24 protein-coding genes are annotated in these 18,226 nt (G+C 43.3%); 14 read left to right on the top strand and 10 right to left on the bottom strand.

The genetic code is table 11. From position 1 onward, the window contains the following. The 9 genes from ICN35_RS09965 to ICN35_RS09925 all read left to right on the top strand — a co-directional run. The coding region (locus tag ICN35_RS09965) for an IS3 family transposase (RefSeq protein WP_216123889.1) at positions 1-97 on the top strand (97 nt) is incomplete at its 5' end. Between the two features lie 120 nt (positions 98-217). After that, positions 218-664, top strand: a complete 447-nt coding sequence (locus tag ICN35_RS09960) for a tetratricopeptide repeat protein (protein WP_255535797.1) — start codon at positions 218-220, stop codon at positions 662-664. Between the two features lie 67 nt (positions 665-731). Further along, the gene (locus tag ICN35_RS09955; RefSeq protein WP_216127226.1) at positions 732-1,100 is read left to right on the top strand and encodes a phosphate-starvation-inducible protein PsiE; all 369 of its coding nucleotides are present in this window, start codon (positions 732-734) and stop codon (positions 1,098-1,100) included. A 63-nt stretch (positions 1,101-1,163) separates the two neighbouring features. Further along, the gene (locus tag ICN35_RS09950; protein WP_216127224.1) at positions 1,164-1,718 is read left to right on the top strand and encodes a peroxiredoxin; all 555 of its coding nucleotides are present in this window, start codon (positions 1,164-1,166) and stop codon (positions 1,716-1,718) included. 117 nt (positions 1,719-1,835) lie between these two features. Continuing rightward, positions 1,836-2,162, top strand: coding sequence for a helix-turn-helix transcriptional regulator (locus tag ICN35_RS09945; RefSeq protein ID WP_216127222.1), 327 nt, complete (start codon positions 1,836-1,838; stop codon positions 2,160-2,162). A gap of 115 nt (positions 2,163-2,277) precedes the next feature. Next, complete coding sequence (locus ICN35_RS09940; RefSeq protein WP_216127220.1) at positions 2,278-2,757, top strand: arsenate reductase ArsC; 480 nt, start codon at positions 2,278-2,280, stop codon at positions 2,755-2,757. Beyond that, positions 2,754-3,395 carry an MIP/aquaporin family protein gene (locus ICN35_RS09935; RefSeq protein ID WP_216127217.1) on the top strand — a complete coding sequence of 214 codons (642 nt, stop codon included), beginning with the start codon at positions 2,754-2,756 and terminating at the stop codon, positions 3,393-3,395. Before ICN35_RS09940 ends, ICN35_RS09935 begins: the two co-directional genes overlap by 4 nt. Positions 3,396-3,849: 454 nt before the next feature. Continuing rightward, positions 3,850-4,533 (top strand): haloacid dehalogenase type II, encoded by a 684-nt coding sequence (locus tag ICN35_RS09930; protein WP_216127216.1) that lies wholly within the window; start codon positions 3,850-3,852, stop codon positions 4,531-4,533. A 57-nt stretch (positions 4,534-4,590) separates the two neighbouring features. After that, a complete protein-coding gene (locus tag ICN35_RS09925) occupies positions 4,591-5,385 on the top strand; it encodes a substrate-binding domain-containing protein (protein WP_216127213.1) in 795 nt (264 codons plus the stop codon). Position 5,386: 1 nt separating this feature from the next. On the opposite strand, the gene ICN35_RS09920 is transcribed toward ICN35_RS09925, so the two are convergent. After that, positions 5,387-6,157, bottom strand: a complete 771-nt coding sequence (locus ICN35_RS09920) for a MipA/OmpV family protein (RefSeq protein WP_216127210.1) — start codon at positions 6,155-6,157, stop codon at positions 5,387-5,389. A gap of 32 nt (positions 6,158-6,189) precedes the next feature. After that, on the bottom strand, positions 6,190-6,834 hold the full coding sequence (locus tag ICN35_RS09915) for a histidine phosphatase family protein (protein WP_216127207.1): 645 nt from the start codon (positions 6,832-6,834) through the stop codon (positions 6,190-6,192). 106 nt (positions 6,835-6,940) lie between these two features. Here ICN35_RS09915 and ICN35_RS09910 point away from each other — a divergent pair, with 106 nt between their 5' ends. Then, entirely contained in the window at positions 6,941-7,813 is an 873-nt protein-coding gene (locus ICN35_RS09910) for a DMT family transporter (RefSeq protein WP_216127204.1), read from the top strand. A gap of 350 nt (positions 7,814-8,163) precedes the next feature. After that, positions 8,164-8,400 carry a DUF2798 domain-containing protein gene (locus tag ICN35_RS09905; RefSeq protein WP_370625683.1) on the top strand — a complete coding sequence of 79 codons (237 nt, stop codon included), beginning with the start codon at positions 8,164-8,166 and terminating at the stop codon, positions 8,398-8,400. 242 nt (positions 8,401-8,642) lie between these two features. Here ICN35_RS09905 and ICN35_RS09900 read toward each other — a convergent pair whose 3' ends face one another. From ICN35_RS09900 to can, 5 genes are all read right to left on the bottom strand, one after another. After that, the gene (locus tag ICN35_RS09900) at positions 8,643-10,271 is read right to left on the bottom strand and encodes a peptide chain release factor 3 (RefSeq protein ID WP_216127261.1); all 1,629 of its coding nucleotides are present in this window, start codon (positions 10,269-10,271) and stop codon (positions 8,643-8,645) included. A gap of 56 nt (positions 10,272-10,327) precedes the next feature. Next, on the bottom strand, positions 10,328-11,065 hold the full coding sequence (locus ICN35_RS09895; RefSeq protein ID WP_216127200.1) for a pseudouridine synthase: 738 nt from the start codon (positions 11,063-11,065) through the stop codon (positions 10,328-10,330). 63 nt (positions 11,066-11,128) lie between these two features. Then, on the bottom strand, positions 11,129-11,353 hold the full coding sequence (locus ICN35_RS09890; protein ID WP_216127198.1) for a hypothetical protein: 225 nt from the start codon (positions 11,351-11,353) through the stop codon (positions 11,129-11,131). A gap of 16 nt (positions 11,354-11,369) precedes the next feature. Beyond that, positions 11,370-12,311, bottom strand: a complete 942-nt coding sequence (locus tag ICN35_RS09885) for a lipid A biosynthesis acyltransferase (RefSeq protein ID WP_255535800.1) — start codon at positions 12,309-12,311, stop codon at positions 11,370-11,372. Beyond that, the gene (gene can, locus ICN35_RS09880) at positions 12,277-12,942 is read right to left on the bottom strand and encodes a carbonate dehydratase (protein ID WP_216127195.1); all 666 of its coding nucleotides are present in this window, start codon (positions 12,940-12,942) and stop codon (positions 12,277-12,279) included. Before can ends, ICN35_RS09885 begins: the two co-directional genes overlap by 35 nt. A 22-nt stretch (positions 12,943-12,964) precedes the next feature. Here can and ICN35_RS09875 point away from each other — a divergent pair, with 22 nt between their 5' ends. Then, positions 12,965-13,261: a DUF167 domain-containing protein gene (locus ICN35_RS09875; RefSeq protein ID WP_216127194.1), complete on the top strand. Its 297-nt coding sequence runs from the start codon at positions 12,965-12,967 to the stop codon at positions 13,259-13,261. 9 nt (positions 13,262-13,270) lie between these two features. Here the strand turns inward: ICN35_RS09875 and ICN35_RS09870 are convergent, their stop codons facing one another. Continuing rightward, the gene (locus ICN35_RS09870; RefSeq protein WP_216127193.1) at positions 13,271-14,173 is read right to left on the bottom strand and encodes an aspartyl/asparaginyl beta-hydroxylase domain-containing protein; all 903 of its coding nucleotides are present in this window, start codon (positions 14,171-14,173) and stop codon (positions 13,271-13,273) included. Between the two features lie 152 nt (positions 14,174-14,325). Here ICN35_RS09870 and ICN35_RS09865 point away from each other — a divergent pair, with 152 nt between their 5' ends. Continuing rightward, positions 14,326-14,691 carry a hypothetical protein gene (locus ICN35_RS09865; RefSeq protein ID WP_215296003.1) on the top strand — a complete coding sequence of 122 codons (366 nt, stop codon included), beginning with the start codon at positions 14,326-14,328 and terminating at the stop codon, positions 14,689-14,691. Between the two features lie 112 nt (positions 14,692-14,803). Further along, entirely contained in the window at positions 14,804-15,088 is a 285-nt protein-coding gene (locus tag ICN35_RS09860) for an HU family DNA-binding protein (RefSeq protein ID WP_087908896.1), read from the top strand. A 94-nt stretch (positions 15,089-15,182) separates the two neighbouring features. Here ICN35_RS09860 and rodA read toward each other — a convergent pair whose 3' ends face one another. After that, positions 15,183-16,334: a rod shape-determining protein RodA gene (gene rodA, locus ICN35_RS09855; RefSeq protein ID WP_215296002.1), complete on the bottom strand. Its 1,152-nt coding sequence runs from the start codon at positions 16,332-16,334 to the stop codon at positions 15,183-15,185. Continuing rightward, complete coding sequence (gene mrdA, locus ICN35_RS09850; RefSeq protein ID WP_216127192.1) at positions 16,316-18,223, bottom strand: penicillin-binding protein 2; 1,908 nt, start codon at positions 18,221-18,223, stop codon at positions 16,316-16,318. The genes rodA and mrdA overlap by 19 nt, the downstream gene beginning before the upstream one ends. Between the last annotated feature and the right edge of the window lie 3 nt (positions 18,224-18,226).

Raw genomic sequence — 18,226 nt, 5'->3', positions numbered from 1 at the left:
GGAATATATCCACTACTACAACCATGATCGAATCAAGCAAAAACTAAAGGGATTGAGCCCGGTGCAATACCGAACTCAATCCCTCGTGCTAACCTAACTAAACTGTCCAACTACTGGGGGTCAGTTCATTGGGTGGTTTTAGTGTTTTCATACGCATGCTATTTAAGTGGTAATTAAATAATCAGCAAAAAAGATTCTCTAACTTATAGGCTTTCAAATGAAAAAAATATTTCTAGCGGCACTATGGTTCATTTCCATGGTTGGACTATCACAAGCTGCAGATACTGCACCTATTAAGTCAGACCCGGCTTGGCTAACAGAGTCAAGGGCAAGCATTAAAGCTGAAAAATATGATCAGGCAATAAAACAATTACAGGCTGCCAATGAAACAAGTTCTGCTGATTGGAATAATTTGTTGGGTTACAGCCTTCGCAAGAAACAGACGCCGGACTTAGTTGGGGCTGAAAAGTATTATCAAGCCGCCCTGAAAATAGACCCAAATCATCGCGGTGCTTTTGAGTATTACGGCAAGCTAAAGTTAATTAACAATGACTTATCAGGCGCTGAGGCATTATTGGCAAGATTAGATAAAGTCTGTACATTTGGATGCGAGGAATATTCAGATTTAAAAGAGGCTATACAAAAATATAAGGCTAGAAAGTAAAGTGAGATATACCCCGCACATATCGGGGCGTATTTAAAATTGAATTCCAAATTAAAAAGGTCAGCGTATGAACGTTAAAAATATCATTGGCTTTGTTGAAAAATTATTTTTAATTACTATTGCGATTTTTACTATTGCAGCAATGGGCCAAGAGGTTTTTTCCCTTATTAGTAGCCGTCGTGTTGAGCTACAAGATCTATTGCTGATGTTTATTTATGCCGAGGTACTTGGGATGCTGGCAGCCTTTTATTCTAGCCATCGTATTCCTATAACAATCCCTTTATTTATTGCAATGACTGCATTGAGTAGATTAATTATCCTTCAGGGCAAAGATGGAAACCATTCAATCCTGCTCTATGAGAGCGGGGCTATTATCTTGATTGCTGGAGCTTGCTGGATTATTAGTCGTGTCAATATGCTTGAAGAAAATGATTAGTGCCTGATGCAACAGTTTAAATAACAGCGTTGCTGAAAATATTGCATTGACTATCCCAGATCTATGACAAACTTTAATGAACTTCCTGCAGGTCTGCCAATCCCTCAAGACGATGGCTCGACCAATCATTTGAAGGGAATGAAACTACCTAAGGTTTCTTTAAATGCCACCAATGGTAAGGCTATTCATTTTGGCGATATCAAAGGCAAATTCGTTATCTATTGTTATCCGATGACAGGGCGGCCGAATGTTGCTTTACCTGATGGCTGGGATCAAATTCCTGGGGCAAGAGGTTGTACGCCGCAAAGTTGCTCGTTTAGAGATCACTATCAAGAGCTTCAAGCATTAGGTGCGGAGCTTGTAGGTTTGAGCGTTCAATCCACTGAATATCAAAAAGAAATGGCTGATAGACTGCATCTGCCATTTCCAGTTGTCAGTGATGTGAACTATCAATTTCAAAAGGCATTGAATATGCCAACCTTTGTAACATCAGGGATGACTTTATTGAAGCGGGCTACATTAATTGCTAATCATGGTGTGATTGAAGCCGTTCACTATCCAATCTTCCCAAGTGATAGTGATCCAGCCTGGGTAATTGATTATTTGAAGAGCCACTAGGCTTAGATATCCTAGGCCCCCAAGCATCCTTCCTAGCAACTTCTAAATTTTATGAATATGGGTATTGGGCGAAAATTATGTAACTTCTTTGTCATATATTTCCATTATTATAGAAACATGAAAAATATAGAAGCTGTTGAGGCATTTGTTGCGCTAGGACAAGAAAGCCGTCTTAATGTATTTCGCTTGATTGTTCAAAAAGGGGATGTTGGCTTAACGCCCAGTCAAATTATTGAGAAGTTAGGCATCCCCAATGCAACTTTGAGTTTTCACTTAAAAGAATTGGTGAATGCCAATCTTTTGGTAGTTGAGCGCCAAAGTAGAAATTTAATCTACCGACCTAATACGAACTTAGTAAATACCTTAAGCGACTTTTTGTTGGAAAACTGTTGTGGTGGCAAGTCTTGTGAGGTCCCCAAGAAAAAGAAGGTGAGCTGCAAATGAAAAGACTACGGTTTTATATCAAGGCTGCCGATATTCAGGCCCCCATGCCACTGGCTATAGTTTAAATTTTATCGATCACTAAAAAATCTTATTACTAATTAACTAAAGACAAGCAATGAAGCAATACAACATTCTCTTTCTCTGTACGCATAATTCTGCACGCTCAGTTTTAGGCGAGGCGCTTGCCTCGACTCATCCCAGTGGCAAGCTTATTGGTTTTTCTGCTGGCTCGACCCCGGGCACATCTGTTAATCCTATTGCTAGGGAGTTGGCATTGGAGATGGGCATGGATCCAGCAAAATTAAAGTCTAAGAGCTGGGATGTCTTCGGAGAGCCCAATGCGCCGAAGATGGATTTCATTATTACTGTTTGTGACAATGCAGCTGGTGAGCAATGTCCATTCTGGCCTGGTAATCCTGCAACAGCGCATTGGGGCTTTCCTGACCCATCGCAAGTGCAAGGTACTGACTTGGAGAAAAAGGCAGCTTTTGTTAAAGTGATGAACGGACTTCAGAAGCGTATTGATATTCTTGCTGCGATGCCATTAGATAAATTAGATTCAATGAGCCTAAAAGAGATTCATACAAAAGCATGAGAAGCTATATCAGTGAGTTTGTTGGTACGGCACTATTGTTGGCAATAGTGGCAGGGTCTGGCCTGATGGGTGAGTCTATGGCCGCTGGTAATGCCGCAGTTGCTTTGCTTGGAAATAGTATTGCTACTGGAGCAGGACTTTACGCTTTGATTGTGTTACTGGGCCCCATCTCAGGCGCTCATTTCAATCCAGTCGTGAGCCTGATGTTTTGGAAGCTAGGACATCTTGATTTCAAAAAGATGTTGGCTTATTGGGGCTGTCAGTTCACTGGCGCTATTGCTGGAATATGGCTAACGCATTTGATGTTTAGTCTTCCTATCATTCAAGAATCAACCAAAGTCAGAACTGGCTTAGGTATTTGGATTAGTGAGTTTGTATCAACTCTCGTATTGCTTTCAGTAATTCGTATTGGCGATCAAGAAGTAAAAGATCGAGTGCCCATGCTTGTTGCCTTAACTGTCACTGCAGGGTATTGGTTTACTTCCTCAACCTTCTTTGCGAATCCTGCAGTTGCTATGGCAAGAAGTCTCACAAATACTTTTGTAGGCATTGCTCCAAATGATGTCTTCGGATTTGTACTTGCTGAAATATTGGCGGCATTGGTGATGGTTAGATTATTTTGTCGTTCAAAACGATAAACTTAGAAAATAGAGTTACTCAATAGGTGATCGATTGAACCTGTATAAGCCTTTCTTTATCTACTTTATATTTTTGTTAAGTGCATGCGTCAGTCACCCTCCTGCACAACTCCCAGAATCTACGAATACGGGCATTAAGGGCGATCAGTATTGGACTTTAGATTTTTTCTACTTTTATAAAGGCAAGCAAACGCATACAAAAGCTTTTAAGTTCGTGAATCGAAGAGATTGTTTTGAGGCAATGTATCAAATGCAGGTAGACGCAAAAAAAGAAGCTAGTCATAGTGGGTCGGGGATATGTAGTAAACGATTCGTAGAGGGCCAAAAAAGAACTCATGACGACGTGCTGGGCTACAGATAGCTAACATAGTCAAAGAATTCATATCTTTGGCTTTAGACGATACCGCTCCTTAGTACCGAGCGATAATAAAAAATAATCAATTCAAGGGGTGACATGTATAAGCTAATTGCATTCGATGCCTACGGAACGTTATTTGATGTTTACTCCATGGGAGAATTGGCAGAAGCATTGTTTCCTGGGCATGGTCAAACGCTGTCATTGATGTGGCGCGATCGGCAAATTGATTACACCCGTCTTGTCACTATGAGCGACCCTAGTGCCGTTGGCAGTAAACACTATTTGCCATTTTGGGATATAACCATTCGCTCATTGCGCTATGTCTGTAAGCGATTAGGATTAGAGCTGACTGCATCAACTGAAAAGCAGTTAATGGATCAATATGCCAAGCTCAGTAGTTTTGAAGATAGCTTGATGGTTCTTCAAGAAATAAAAAAACGTGGCGCCTCTACTGCAATTCTGTCTAATGGCAGTAGAGAGATGCTCGCTACAGTAGTAGAAAGCAATGGCCTTAAGCCGTATTTAGATAAAGTGGTCACGATTGAAGAGGTGCGTTTATTTAAGACCGCCCCCCAGGCATATGAGTTGCTACTCAAATCATTTCCTGTAAAAAAAGAGGAAGTCTTATTTGTATCAAGCAATGCTTGGGATGCACTAGCGGCTAAATGGTATGGGTATAACGTATTTTGGGTAAATCGTCTTGGGCATCCATTCGAGGAAATTGGCGAGCGACCAAATTTTGAGGGTAACTCTTTAAGTAAGGTTTTGGAAGTCATTTGAAGAAACTAAGCTGTTACTATATTTCTTATCTTGCTCTGATCTAACATTCACTAAAAAATGAAAATTATTCACTCACTTAGAGTCACGACCTTCATTTTTCTTGCAGCTGTATTTTTTGTAAGTCCCTCATTTGCTGCAGAGATAAAGGTCATTACTTCGGGTGCCTTTGCAGAAGCCCTCAAAGATCTAGTGCCCGAGTATGAAAAACAATCTTCTAATAAAGTTATCATCTCTTATGGCTCTTCGATGGGAAGTGCGCCTGACTCTATTCCTTCAAGACTCTCCCGAGATGAAAAATTTGATGTTTTGATTTTGGCGGCGCCTGCATTAGAGCGCTTCATTCAGAGTGGCGCAGTACAGTCAGGAAGTAGGGTCGATTTGGTTGCGTCCGTGATTGGCGCTGCAGTTCGGGCGGGTTCGCCAAGGCCCGATATCAGTACTGTCCCCGGACTGAAGCAAGCCTTACTGAATGCAAAGTCTGTGGCATATTCTGCTAGTGCTAGCGGAACCTATTTATCTGCAGAATTATTTCCAAAGCTAGGCATTGCAGAGCAGATGAGTAAAACGGCAAAGAAGATTTACAGCGAGCGTGTAGGGACAGTGATTGCTAGAGGAGACGCTGAGTTAGGCTTTCAGCAGGTTAGCGAATTGATTCCCATACAAGGGATTGATTTCATTGGTGAGATTCCACAAGAAGTGCAGCAGACAGTTTTGTTTTCAGCGGGCATTACTAGTAATGTGAATAGTCAGGTTGCATCGAGAGATTTAATTGCATATTTAGCTTCGCCAAAGGCTGCACCAACAATACAAAAAGCTGGTCTTAAGCCTCTCCTTCCTGCTTTACCTTGGTAGACTATTTAAAGCGATACGCTAGAGCTGCAAAAATATTATCTTGAAATGAGCGGTTCATCACTGGGCTGTTATTAATTCCGCCACCCATCCACTTCCGTTTGCCATAAATATTGACATACCAGTTATCGACCACGGGGATTTCCACCAGCAAGCCTGCTAATACATTATTAGTTGCTGGGGCGCTGTAAGCGTTGTAGCCTGTAAGTGAAGACTCTCCAGGATTGATGCCATAGTAATAGTTGGCATATTGACTTGATTGGCGTTCCACCCCAATTTGTGGATACACAACCACTTTTTTATATGTTTCAATTTCAGCGAAGTAGAGAAGCTCATAAAGTGCCCCCTTAGATTTTCCAAAGTCGTGATAGGCGTTCACAAAAAAACCACCAATGGGTGTTTCTTGAAAAGTGCCTAATCCTAAGGGAATTGGATCGCTACGATTAATAGAGTTGCCATTGATTGGTGACTTCACTTTATAGGAATCTAAATTAATTTTTCCGATGACCTCAAAATAGCCATAACCCATTTTAAAAGTCTTGATACCCACTTCATCGATGCGAACAAAGAATCGTTGGTAATCAAAAAAAGCATAAGGCATCACAATGGATTGGGTACCTTCGGTTCCGATGTGTAGGTTAGAGGTGTAGACTGCAGCTCCAATGTCTCCGACGATGCGATCGGGGATGCCATCAGGTACATTTTCAGCGGCATAGATTGGCATTGAGAACGCTGCCAATAGCAAAGAGAGCTGTATTGTTTTAATGAATCTCATGAGCTCATCATAGGCGATTTCAGTTGCAAGACCTAAAGATCTACATTATCGAGCGCTAAGCTTCCTAAATGACTGGTATCTGCCCAGCGATCTACTTTCCACGAAGATCCATCATGGCTAATCCAGTTGAGCGAGGCATTCGGCACAGATACAGTCCTTTCTGCTTCTAAGGCTTGATTGCTTGCTAGTCGATACATCATCTCTATGGCGCCACCGTGACTGACCAGCAAAATCGTTTTACCCAAGTGTTGCATGCGAATTGTTTCAAGTCCTCTGTGAATGCGCTCTGCAAAGCGTTTGATGCTTTCGCCACCACGTAAGTCATGCTCTATATTTCTACTCAGATGGATATTCCATAGTTCGGGCTCAAGATATGGCGCATCGATTATGGTGAGCCCTTGAAGTGCTCCCAAATGACGTTCTCTTAGTGCTTCAGCAGTAATTGCATTCACCCCAAATATTTCTTCGATGGCCTTAGCAGTTTTGACTGCTCGTATAAGGTCACTTGTATAGAGGACGTCAAACTGCAGATTGATTCCCTTGAGAGCTTTAGCCATCTGTTGGGCTTGTTTTACCCCATGAGTATTCAGATCAATATCGGTATGACCTTGAAGTCGACGTGCGACATTCCAGTCGGTTTCACCATGGCGCACTAAGCAGAATCGAGTGGTAGTCATGAGGCAATGATAAAGGTGGACGCCTTCTTCAGCAGAATTTGTATATTAGATCCCGTCAAGCCCGCTTTATTAATACAATAGATTGACTAATTTATAAAGGGCGACGGTGAACAAAGAAAGCAAAGGAATGTTGATTGGTTTTATCGGCATCCTGATCTTTAGCCTAACCTTGCCTGTCAGCAAGATTGCCATTCTCAGTTTTAATCCTTACTTCATTGCCTTTGGTAGGGCATGTTTAGCAGGTCTAGTGGCTTTAGCCTATCTTGTATATAAGCAGGCTCCGTTTCCCAGTAAAACGGATTTAGTTAAGTTGATTGTGATTGCTTTAGGTATCGTATTTGGCTTTCCAATTTTTACAACGGTTGCTATGAAGGAAGGATCTTCTTCTCATGGCGCCGTTATTTTGGGCATGATGCCATTAGCTACAACGGTGATCGGAGTTCTGCGCTTTAAGGAGCGCCCTTCCCTAGGTTTTTGGTTTGTTTCCTTACTGGGTGCTGCCTTGGTAGTTATTTATGCGCTACTCAAAAGTGCCGGTAGCTTTACTTATATAGATGGCTTATTAGTGCTCGGGGGTATTTGTGCTTGTGTAGGGTATGTTGAGGGCGGCGAGTTATCTCGAAAGATGAATCCCCGCGCAGTTATTTCTTGGGCATTAGTCATTTCACTGCCAATCAATATAGTGATGTCTTATTTAACATTCCATTCGGAATATTGGAGCGCTGATGCGATCGCGTGGACCAGCTTCGTGTACTTAAGTCTATTTCCAATGTTCTTAGGATTTTTCTTTTGGTACGAGGGTCTCGCTATTGGCGGCATTGCCAGAGTGAGTCAGGTGCAGCTGATTCAACCATTCTGCACCTTAATAGCCGCAAGTATTTTCTTGGGCGATCATCCTACTTTGATGAATATGGTGTTTGCTTTTTTAGTCGTATCGACTGTCATCTTGAGCAAAAAAATGTTGGTCAAGCGCAGGTAACTTACCGACAGAAAGAAAAAGCCCCGTTAATCGGGGCTTGGTATTTATGCTGCAATCATTTGGATCTTATTTAGTGCTCGTAAAATTTTGCTTTTTTCTTTTGGTTTGGTGCTGGTTTCCATGAGCTTAGTGAGCTGAGCTGGGTTAAGTGGCCCTAGGCGTGTTTTGCCTGTTTTTGTGAGCATGGGATCGTTTTTTCTGTTTTTTTGGTTTTGGCCTACAGCCATTCGTATTCCTAAAGTAAAGGAGTGATGAATCTAGGGCAATGCTCTAAAGATTCCCCTATTTAGGGCGCGAGATAGTGATCACCACTCAGAATAACAGTTAAAAAAATCAGGCGCTATGATTAGATGATGATAAATCTTCCGGCCCTTATCTTCTCCTTGGTAATGGGCTTTTTAATGTCATTGAGTATTACTCTAGTGGCAACCTTTGTTCGTATCGGTGCTGCAGAGAGCTTCTTCTCGGCATGGCTTGAGGTGTGGGCTGTAGCCTATCCTGTAGCCATTATTTGTATCTTGATATATCGACCATTTGCCACCAAGGTAAGCGCTGTAATCATTGAGAAATTAACAGGACCAAAGTGAAGAGATTTTTTTTATTAGCGTTATGCAGTTTTGCATTCATAGGGTGCGCAGCTGTCTTCACGGATGCATCCGATGCAAATCACGTAACCTTTTTAAATAGCAGTGGCGAATCAATCGAACAGCTTACTCAAAAAGCGAATGCTTACTGCGCGCAATACGGCAAGAAGGCTTCTTTTAAAAGCGCTGATTCATCTTTGCTTGTTGTGTTCAACTGCAATGCCGCTCGCCAATAAAGGTTGCTATTAGCCAGCTAGGTCTGATTGATAAATCAGACCTGCATGCTCCCTCAGTGCATGGAACTGAATTGATTCCCAGCGTTGTTGAGCAACATCCAATTCTGATTTATGAGAGGCAAGAAATACCGATGCGCCGACCACATCTTCTGCCATACGATGAATATTTTCCTGGGTAAATTTTTTCAGTGCAATAGGATCATCTGAGCTAACCCAGCGAGCTAGGCTATAGCGTGCTGGGAGAAGGCGTACCTCAGCACCATATTCAGTTTGCAGTCGATGACTAACTACTTCAAATTGCAGTTGGCCAAAAGCACCGAGTAACATTGTGCCCCCAGCCATCGGACGAAATACTTGAATGGCTCCCTCTTCGCCTAGCTGCATCAAGCCAGTTCTTAATTGCTTTGACCGCAATGGATCGGCAGACTCAACCATGCGAAAAATTTCAGGGGCAAAAAATGGTAGTCCAGTAAATTGCAGCTGCTCGCCTTCAGTAAGAGTGTCACCGAGACGCAGTAAACCATGGTTTGGTAAGCCGATGATGTCACCCGGAAAAGCTTCATCCAAAATGTCACGTCGTTGCGATAAGAATGATAGGGCGTTATTGGTGCGAACTTCTTTGTTGTTGCGACAAATCTTGAGCTTCATGCCGCGCTGAAAGTGACCAGAGCAAATCCGCAAAAATGCCACGCGGTCTCGATGCGCGGGATCCATATTGGCTTGAATTTTGAAGACTACAGCTGAGAATTTATTTTCAGCTGGACTCACTTCGCGTTGCAATGCTTTACGTGAGCCAGGGGATGGCGCTAATTCAACCAACGTATTCAGAATTTCTCGTACACCAAAGTTATTAATGGCTGAGCCAAAGAAAACAGGCGACTGGCGACCGGCTAAGAATGCCTCTCGATCAAATGCTGGCATGGCTTCTTTGATTAAGGCAACTTCCGCCAAGGCATTTTCTAAGTCTGTGCCCAAACGCTCTTTCAGGGCCGGGTCATTGACATCAACGACGGCATGAGAATCTTCGGTCACACGATCTTCACCAGCCTTAAACATGCGCATGCGCATATTGGCAATATCGATTACGCCAGCAAAAGATTTGCCCATACCCACAGGCCAAGTAAATGGAACAACTTCAATGCCGAGCGCAGATTCAATTTCATCCATCAGCTCCATGGGTGGCTTTACTTCTCGGTCCATCTTGTTAATGAAGGTAACAATCGGCGTGTTACGCGCGCGGCAGACTTCTAATAAGCGTAGGGTTTGTGATTCAACACCGTTAGCCGCATCAATTACCATCAAGGCAGAATCAACTGCTGTTAATACGCGATAGGTATCTTCAGAAAAGTCTTGGTGCCCCGGAGTGTCGAGCAAATTAATAATGCAATCACGATATTCCATCTGCATGACAGAACTGGCTACCGAGATTCCACGTTGCTTTTCAATTTCCATCCAGTCAGAGGTTGCGTGCCTACTAGCTTTACGTGCCTTGACACTTCCTGCAATCTGAATTGCACCTGCATACAGTAATAGCTTTTCAGTCAGCGTTGTTTTACCCGCATCTGGGTGAGAGATGATGGCAAAGCTGCGACGTCTAAGTACTTCTGCGGCTGGGGTGCTGGAGGTGGAGGTATCGATGGTAATTCTGCGCTGGTTAATCTAGGTAAGGACGCAATTATAAGCGTCTAAGCCTTTTAGAATTGCTCTTCCGGCCTTACAAATCGCCATTGGCCTGGAGGTAGTGGCCCCAAAGAGATGCGACCCATTCTGATGCGTTTCAAGCCCAGCACTTTTAGCCCCACCATTTCGCACATGCGACGAATTTGACGCTTACGACCTTCGCGTAGAACAAACCGCAATTGATCTTCGTTCTGCCAGCTCACTTGTGCTGGCTTAAGCGCCACGCCATCTAGAGAGAGGCCATGTTTAAGACGATCTAAATCTTCAAAAGAGAGTGCTCCTTCAACCCGTACTAAATATTCTTTTTCAATCGGACTGTTCTCGCCAATCAGTAGTTTGGCAATGCGCCCATCTTGCGTTAAGACCAGCAAGCCTGTGGAGTCGATATCCAATCTACCAGCGGGAGCAAGTCCCTTGGTGTTAAAGCGCGGATTTCTACCTTTATCCAGCGGACTACCAAAGTAGTTTTCTGGAGTGATGAGAGATGCTGCCGGTTGATATTCTTGCTCATCATCATAATGTGAGATGTATCCAACAGGCTTATTGAGAATGACGGTAATGCGAGATGCTTGCTGCACTTTAGCGCCAGATTGCAGTTCAATTTTTTGATGACGATAAGCACGAACACCTAGTTCATTTACCACTTCACCATCCACTGTGACTAAGCCTTGCTCAATATAAGAGTCAGCCTCGCGTCTAGAGCATAAGCCCAGTTCAGATAGTAATTTAGAGACGCGAACTTTTTCTTCCATACCTGCATTATCCGATAAAGCCTGAGCCTACTTGGTGCGCGGCACCACTTCACATTGACTACACTATGACATTGCAGAATATTCAATCAAGGAAGAAGTAATGACTGCTATCTTAAAAAAATCCACCGATTTATAAAATCCTTTATTTTCAGGTGCTTGCAGCCGTTGTCCTTGGTGTTTTACTGGCTTATGTTTATCCATCTCTTGGAACAGAGATGAAGCCCGCCAGTGCTGAGCGCCTGTCGCGATTTCCGGAGTAGTCTCGCCCAGTCCCTCCACTTTTTTCATGGCAAGCGAGAGTCCTCTACTTAGAAGGGCTGTAGGGGTTTGATTCGTGGTTAGGGCGATTTTTAAAGCGCTTATGAACCCAATAATATTCAGCGGGGCGAAGGCGAATTTCTTTTTCGAAAATTTGATTGAGTCGAGCGGTGTCAGACTTAACGTTATCCCCCGGAAAATTTTCTAAGGGCTTACTGATCTCGCAAAGATAACCAGACTCATCATCTTTGAGAGTGGTGACCATCATACAAACATCGGCGCCAGTAATTTTTGCTAGGCGAGAGATGGTTGTAATGGTATTAGTTTCAATACCGAAGAAAGGTACAAACTCAGAGTCTTTCATTCCCAAATCAATGTCTGGTGCAATGATGATGAAGTCGCCATTACGAATTTCGCGGATGATTGCTTTGGCATTGCCTTGACGATCTATCGAGTTGCCGCCAAAACGGTTGCGCCAGTCAATAATTTTTCGATTAAAGAATGGATTTTTCATGCGCTGAAAAAATCCTGAAGTTCGCGGCCAATCCATCCGTTTTGCTAGCGCACTCAAAATAATACTACCCTCGATTCCTATGAAATGCATATTCACCAGAATGCGCGGCTTACGACTTGTGAGGTCAACGGCTGACTTCACTTCAATCATTTTGTTCAATTGTTTTTCACTGCCAAGCCAGATAATACTTTTCTCTACAAGACTGCGACCCAGAAGACGCCAGTGTTTTTTTCTGAGAATATCAATTTCATCTGCATTGAGATTAGGAAAACACAATTGAAGGTTGGTTTTAACCACCCGGTTTCTATCCCCTGGCAATCTGGCAGCAATAAAACCTAAGCCATATCCAATCGATACTAAAATCTTATAAGGGAGTAGAGATAGGAGTTTAAGAAAAACTAGCCCTACATAATTAGCAAAAGATTTGAACAAACGAGTTTTATTCTGTTTCGTAACGTTTGATCGATTTAGCATAGCGATCAAGCATCTCTTCCGTTGAGCTACTCGACATTCCTAAATCATTTACTAAGCCAGTGTCTAAGCGATAGGCCCAGCCATGCACGGTGAGGCCTTGACCGCGTGCCCACGCATCTTGAACAATCGTTGTTTCACATACGTTGACAACTTGCTCAATGACATTGAGTTCACAGAGACGATCTTGCCGCTTTGGCGTTGGCAACATTTCCCCCAAATAGCGCTCATGTTTTTGATGGACATCTTTTACGTGGCGCAACCAATTGTCAGCAAGACCAACGCGTCTATCGCTCAGGGCAGCATGAACACCAGCACAACCATAGTGACCCACCACTAAAATATGCTTGACCTTCAAAAGGTCAATGGCAAACTGAATTACTGACAAGCAATTCAGATCAGTATGAACAACGACGTTTGCCACGTTACGATGAACAAAAAGTTCGCCTGGCAATAAGTCCACAATCTCATTTGCGGGTACTCGACTATCAGCGCAGCCAATCCAAAGATACTGCGGAGCCTGCTGATTGACCAAGCGCTTGAAAAAATCAGGATCCTTGGCGACCATGTCTTCCGCCCAGTGGCGATTACTTGCAAATAGATGGTCTAAAGCTTGGGAATTTTTATATGGCATGGTTTAAGTTTAAAGTACTTTAATGACGCCGATATGGTTAAAACAAACCCCCACTGGAATTGCCCTTACTTTGCATTACCAGCCTGGTGCAAAACAGACCAAAGTAGTTGGTTTACATGATGGCTGTCTGAAAATTTCTTTACAAGCTCCAGTCTTAGAAAATAAGGCAAATGAGCTTTTGTTGGCTTGGCTCTCTAAGCAGTTAAAAATTCCGCAAAAGCAGATTCAATTCATTTCTGGTCAAAATAGCCGTAAGAAGCAAGTGGAAATCTGGGGATCCATTAGCGCTGAGCAAATCGCTCAAATACTAAAGCCCTAAGAGGCACGCTTACCAAAAGATGACCCATAAAATACCTAAGATCAGCACCCATTTGCTGATGTAATAAACGGAGCGATGTTTTGCTTTCAGTTTTTTTGCTTGTGCCCTAAGGTGATAAAAGTAGGTAAATAAGACATTCACAAAGCCCACTTTTTCGCCAGCAACGTTTTGTGAGGCTGCAGCACTCATCACATACCGCCCAAACCAGCGATTGAGCAGCTGTACTACTTTTGTATAGACAGGGCGCTCAACGTCGCAAAACAAGACTATGCGTTGATGATCAGTTTCATTGGCTGCAAAATGAATATAGGTTTCATCAAACATGACCGCTTCACCATCTTTCCAGAAATAACGCTCTCCATCCACCTCAATAAAGCATTTGGGGTCATTGGGGGTCACTAATCCAATGTGATATCGCAGGGATCCAGCATAGGGGTCACGGTGCCGCACCAGTGTTGCTCCAGGTGGTAGGGAAGCAAACATAGCCGCCTTGATGGAGGGAATCGATTTGAGAAGGGCCACGGTTTTGGGGCAACTTGTTTGTGCTGATGGCAGATCTTTGCCGTACCAATAGAGGTGAAAACGTTTCCAGCCCGTCCTAAAGAAGGAGTTAAAGCCAATATCGTTATAGCCAGTAGCAACTGCAATGGCGCCATCTGCATTTAAAGAAAGCGCTTCTTGGCGAATAGTTTCCCAGTTATCTTTTAAAGGTTGCATTTCGGGAAACTGGTTTACAGGGATAAATGTGCTAGCTTTGACCTTGGAAAATAAATACAGTAAAGCATTGATCGGCGCCAACAAGACTTGATAGTCGGTGAGCGATCTCACCACTCCAAAACGTACTCTGCCTCTGAAATAGACATAAATTGCTGAGATTACAAATATAAAAAAAATGATGTGACGAGCTTGCATGCGATTTGCCAATCCAAAGTAATGACTAACATTTTAATTTGTATGGAAGTGTTTAATTGACTATTTCTTGTCCCTATATCCTCATATACTCAAGGAGAATCAATATGGGCACCCAGTTAGGGTTAATGAGGATATAGAGCGGAGAAGATCGTATGAATGGCTTTATAAAGTGGCTCTTAAGCCTTGTTTTAATTGGCTTAGTGGGGATTGCGGGATATACATGGTTGATGCTCACATGGAGTTATGGCAGCGGAGAGCGTGCTGGTTATGTGCAAAAATTCTCTAATCGAGGATATCTTTGTAAAACCTGGGAAGGTGAATTGGCGATGGTTTCCATGCCTGGAACGATGTCAGAAAAATTCCTCTTTACGGTGCGTGATGATGCCGTGGCACAAAAAATAAATGCTAATCTAGGCAAAAAAGTAGCTCTAAAATATGATCAACACATCGGATTGCCAACAACATGTTTTGGGGATACTGAATATTTTGTGTCTGGTATAGAGGTTCTGGAAGATTAATTTGTAGTTGTTTTAAAAATTGTTGTTACGCAGCTTTATTTTTGTAATTTTTTGTGGTTAAAATCATGCAAGCGCAATGTGCGCCGATATCAATATCTATAAGGAGCTTCACTTGAACAAAGCCGAACTAATCGCAGCGATTGCTGACGACGCGGAGATCTCTAAAGCCAAAGCAGAATTCGCATTGAATTCTGCAATTGAGAACATTATCAAAGCTGTTACTAAAGGCGATTCAGTACAACTGATCGGCTTCGGTACTTTCGCATCTGGTAAGCGTGCTGCACGTATGGGCCGTAATCCAAAAACTGGCGAGCCACTCAAAATCGCTGCTGCTAAAACTGTTAAGTTTTCTGCTGGTAAGGCATTTAAAGATTCAGTGAACAAGCGTAAGAAGTAATTCTTCCTTTGTTAATAAAAAAGCCCGGTATGCCGGGCTTTTTTATTTCCTGAAGAATGCAATCTGAATGAATACAACTTCTGCAGTTTCTTGCTTAACTTTGCACTAAGCGGCGATGGCGATGAATGCTCATTAAGATGCCGGCACCAAACCCTAGCGTGACTAAAGCAGTGCCACCGTAACTAATAAAGGGTAATGGAACGCCCACCACTGGAAGTAGGCCGCTCACCATGCCAATATTCACAAAGGCGTAGGTAAAGAAAATCATAGTCACAGCAGCGCCTAGCAAACGAGTGAACAAATTGGGCGCGCTTGCAGAGATTGCTAAGCCTCGTTTAATGAGTGCAAAGAAAAGCCCAAGCAATACGAGGTTTCCAAGCAGGCCAAATTCTTCCGAGAAAACGGCAAAGACAAAGTCAGTGTGCTTTTCTGGAATGAATTCTAAGTGCGCTTGGGTTCCCTGAAACCAGCCTTTACCAAAAAATCCACCAGAGCCGATAGCAATCATCGATTGAATGGTGTGGAAGCCTTTGCCGAGAGGATCGCTGCTGGGGTCAAGCAATGTACAGATACGATTCTTTTGATAATTGTGTACAAATGGCCACGCTACATCATGCGCGCAGATGGTGCTGCCAAAAATAATAATCAGCAAGATGCCTACAACACCAATTCCTACAAAGGGTAGAATCCATTTCCATGGAAGACCGGCAAGGATGATGACATAGAGTCCAGCAGCAGAAACTAACAAGGCAGTTCCAAGATCTGGTTGACGGGCAATTAAAAAAACGGGGATGGCTAAAATAATTCCAGCAACTCCATAATCCCAAGTCTTTTGAATCCCCTCGCGTTTTTGAAAGTACCAAGCAAGCATGAGTGGCATAGCGATCTTCATGATCTCGGAGGGTTGAATCACAATACCAATATTGAGCCAGCGACGCGCACCCTTTTTAATTAATCCAAAGATCGCCACTGCAACTAAAAGTGTAACGCCAAGTCCATAAATCCAAACAGCCCCCATCTCTAACCACTTTGGGGGGATACGAGACACTATCCACATCACCACAAAAGACAGCGCAAGATTACGTAACTCATCCCCAATTTGTACGGGAGTATTTTGACTTGCCGATAAAAAAGTAAAAAAGCCTACAGCTGCTAAGCCAAGTAGAATAAAGCCCAGCTGGCGATCTAATCCTGCAAAAAAACTAAAAAATAGTAATTGGATTTTTTTTATGGGGCTCTTTTCCACTCAGGAACCTCCTTAGGCCATTTGCCATCAATGTAGTAATCCAGGGCTTTCCGTGCGATTGGTGCGGCATGCTGTGCACCAAAGCCTGCATTCTCAACTACCATCGCGATCACAATCGTCGGCTTGTCTGCAGGCGCAAAAGCAATATATAAAGCGTGGTCACGCAAGAACTCTGCAGTAGAGCCATGCTTATACTCTTTTGAGTTCAGGCTAAACACCTGTGCAGTTCCAGTCTTGCCTCCGGCAACATATCCTGCGCCCTTAAATGCTGCTGCAGATGTTCCAGAAACATTCACCTCAACCATCGCTTTTTTGATGATCTCAATATTCTCAGCATTCAGATCAATGCGATAACTTTCTTTTGGAGTAGTGAGCACCCTGTTACGTGTAAAGGGATCCTCAATCGCCTTCACGAGATGAGGTTTCATCACAACGCCATTGTTAGCTAGGTTAGCCATAGCGTGAGAAAGCTGCAAAATAGTAAACGAGTTATAACCCTGACCAATGCCTAAGGAGATCGTTTCACCCTCGTACCATTTCTGCTGCTCTGGTTTTTTGAAAGTATTTTTCTTCCAATCGGTAGACGGCAGTACACCCTTGGATTCACCTTGCAAATCAATCCCGGTGATTTGTCCAAAACCAAGTGGTTTCATAAAGTCGTGCATCATGTTCACGCCCATGTCGCGAGCAAGCAAGTAGTAATAGGTGTCGCAAGACTCAACAATGGATTTCTGCATATCTACTGTGCCATGACCACCCTTCTTATCGTCGCGGAAGGTGTGATTACCAAAATCAAAATAGCCCGGATCAAAAATCGTTTGTGATGGCGTACGTTTTTTATTCTCTAGAGCAGCTAAAGCCATGAACGGTTTGTAGGTGGAGCCTGGAGGATAAATTCCCTTTAGAGGACGGTTATAGAGTGGCTTTTGTGGAGAGTCATTTAACTCTTTCCAGGTTACTGAATCAATACCCTCAACGAAATCGTTTGGGTTGAAGTTAGGCTTAGAAACGAATGCCAATACATCACCAGTTTCAGGTTCAATAGCTACAAACGCACCACGAAAATTTCCATATAGCTGCTCAACCAAGTATTGCAACTTAATGTCCACCGACAGCACAATGTTTTTACCGGGTACTGATGGCGAGTTAGAAAGTGTTCTTACCGGTTTGCCGCCTGCAGTAATCTCCACTTGATCGTAGCCAGGTACGCCCCGCAAAACAGTTTCATAGCTTTGCTCTAGGCCAATCTTTCCAACGTACTGAATACCGGGCAAAAAGGAGGTTTGAAGAGCATCAGGATCATCTCCCTTTGAGTTCTCAATTTCGGCTTGCATACGCTCTTTATCACGCTGGGAAACTCGACCGATATAGCCAATGAGATGAGAGGCTAGCTCGTTATAGGGATATTCGCGAAAGCTTCTGGCGCGAATATCTACCCCAGGGAAACGGTAGCGATTTGCCATAAATCGAGCGGTTTCTGCCTCATTCAACATGGATCGCAGCGGAAAGGTGCCCATATTGCGAGAATCCTCTAAAGAGCGCTTGAAGTTGCGCCTATCTCGAGGGGAGATATCGATGATTTCAGAGAGCTCGTTAATGAGCTCATCGACATTTCCTTTAAGCTCTTCAGCGTTCACATCTAAGGTGAGGGCGGAGTAGTTTCTGCCAATGACGATGCCATTGCGATCAATGATCAACCCACGATTAGCGGGCGCCGGCACTAATGCAATGCGATTACTTTCTGCAAGTAAGGCATATTTGCCGTGACTGATGAGTTGCAGCCATACCAAGCGAGTCATTAAGATTAAAAAGCAAAACGTAACAAATAAGGTCGCAATATGGATGCGCTCTTGAAATGAATCGAGATCAGGCTTTTTAAAAGAAACCATACA

Origin of the sequence: Polynucleobacter sp. es-GGE-1 (assembly GCF_018882005.1) — a bacterium.
Lineage (GTDB): Bacteria > Pseudomonadota > Gammaproteobacteria > Burkholderiales > Burkholderiaceae > Polynucleobacter.
This window is presented reverse-complemented; position numbering and strand designations above follow the sequence as displayed.

Coding starts and splice junctions, on each gene's coding strand:
- ICN35_RS09945 (WP_216127222.1), top strand. CDS start 1,836: ATGAAAAATATAGAAGCTGTTGAGGCATTTGTTGCGCTAGGACAAGAA.
- ICN35_RS09875 (WP_216127194.1), top strand. CDS start 12,965: ATGACGCCGATATGGTTAAAACAAACCCCCACTGGAATTGCCCTTACT.
- ICN35_RS09870 (WP_216127193.1), bottom strand. CDS start 14,173: ATGCAAGCTCGTCACATCATTTTTTTTATATTTGTAATCTCAGCAATT.
- ICN35_RS09930 (WP_216127216.1), top strand. CDS start 3,850: ATGTATAAGCTAATTGCATTCGATGCCTACGGAACGTTATTTGATGTT.
- mrdA (WP_216127192.1), bottom strand. CDS start 18,223: ATGGTTTCTTTTAAAAAGCCTGATCTCGATTCATTTCAAGAGCGCATC.
- ICN35_RS09950 (WP_216127224.1), top strand. CDS start 1,164: ATGACAAACTTTAATGAACTTCCTGCAGGTCTGCCAATCCCTCAAGAC.
- ICN35_RS09890 (WP_216127198.1), bottom strand. CDS start 11,353: ATGAAAAAAGTGGAGGGACTGGGCGAGACTACTCCGGAAATCGCGACA.
- ICN35_RS09865 (WP_215296003.1), top strand. CDS start 14,326: ATGAATGGCTTTATAAAGTGGCTCTTAAGCCTTGTTTTAATTGGCTTA.
- ICN35_RS09960 (WP_255535797.1), top strand. CDS start 218: ATGAAAAAAATATTTCTAGCGGCACTATGGTTCATTTCCATGGTTGGA.
- ICN35_RS09885 (WP_255535800.1), bottom strand. CDS start 12,311: ATGCTAAATCGATCAAACGTTACGAAACAGAATAAAACTCGTTTGTTC.
- ICN35_RS09955 (WP_216127226.1), top strand. CDS start 732: ATGAACGTTAAAAATATCATTGGCTTTGTTGAAAAATTATTTTTAATT.
- ICN35_RS09920 (WP_216127210.1), bottom strand. CDS start 6,157: ATGAGATTCATTAAAACAATACAGCTCTCTTTGCTATTGGCAGCGTTC.
- ICN35_RS09925 (WP_216127213.1), top strand. CDS start 4,591: ATGAAAATTATTCACTCACTTAGAGTCACGACCTTCATTTTTCTTGCA.
- ICN35_RS09905 (WP_370625683.1), top strand. CDS start 8,164: ATGATGATAAATCTTCCGGCCCTTATCTTCTCCTTGGTAATGGGCTTT.
- ICN35_RS09895 (WP_216127200.1), bottom strand. CDS start 11,065: ATGGAAGAAAAAGTTCGCGTCTCTAAATTACTATCTGAACTGGGCTTA.
- ICN35_RS09940 (WP_216127220.1), top strand. CDS start 2,278: ATGAAGCAATACAACATTCTCTTTCTCTGTACGCATAATTCTGCACGC.
- ICN35_RS09915 (WP_216127207.1), bottom strand. CDS start 6,834: ATGACTACCACTCGATTCTGCTTAGTGCGCCATGGTGAAACCGACTGG.
- ICN35_RS09935 (WP_216127217.1), top strand. CDS start 2,754: ATGAGAAGCTATATCAGTGAGTTTGTTGGTACGGCACTATTGTTGGCA.
- can (WP_216127195.1), bottom strand. CDS start 12,942: ATGCCATATAAAAATTCCCAAGCTTTAGACCATCTATTTGCAAGTAAT.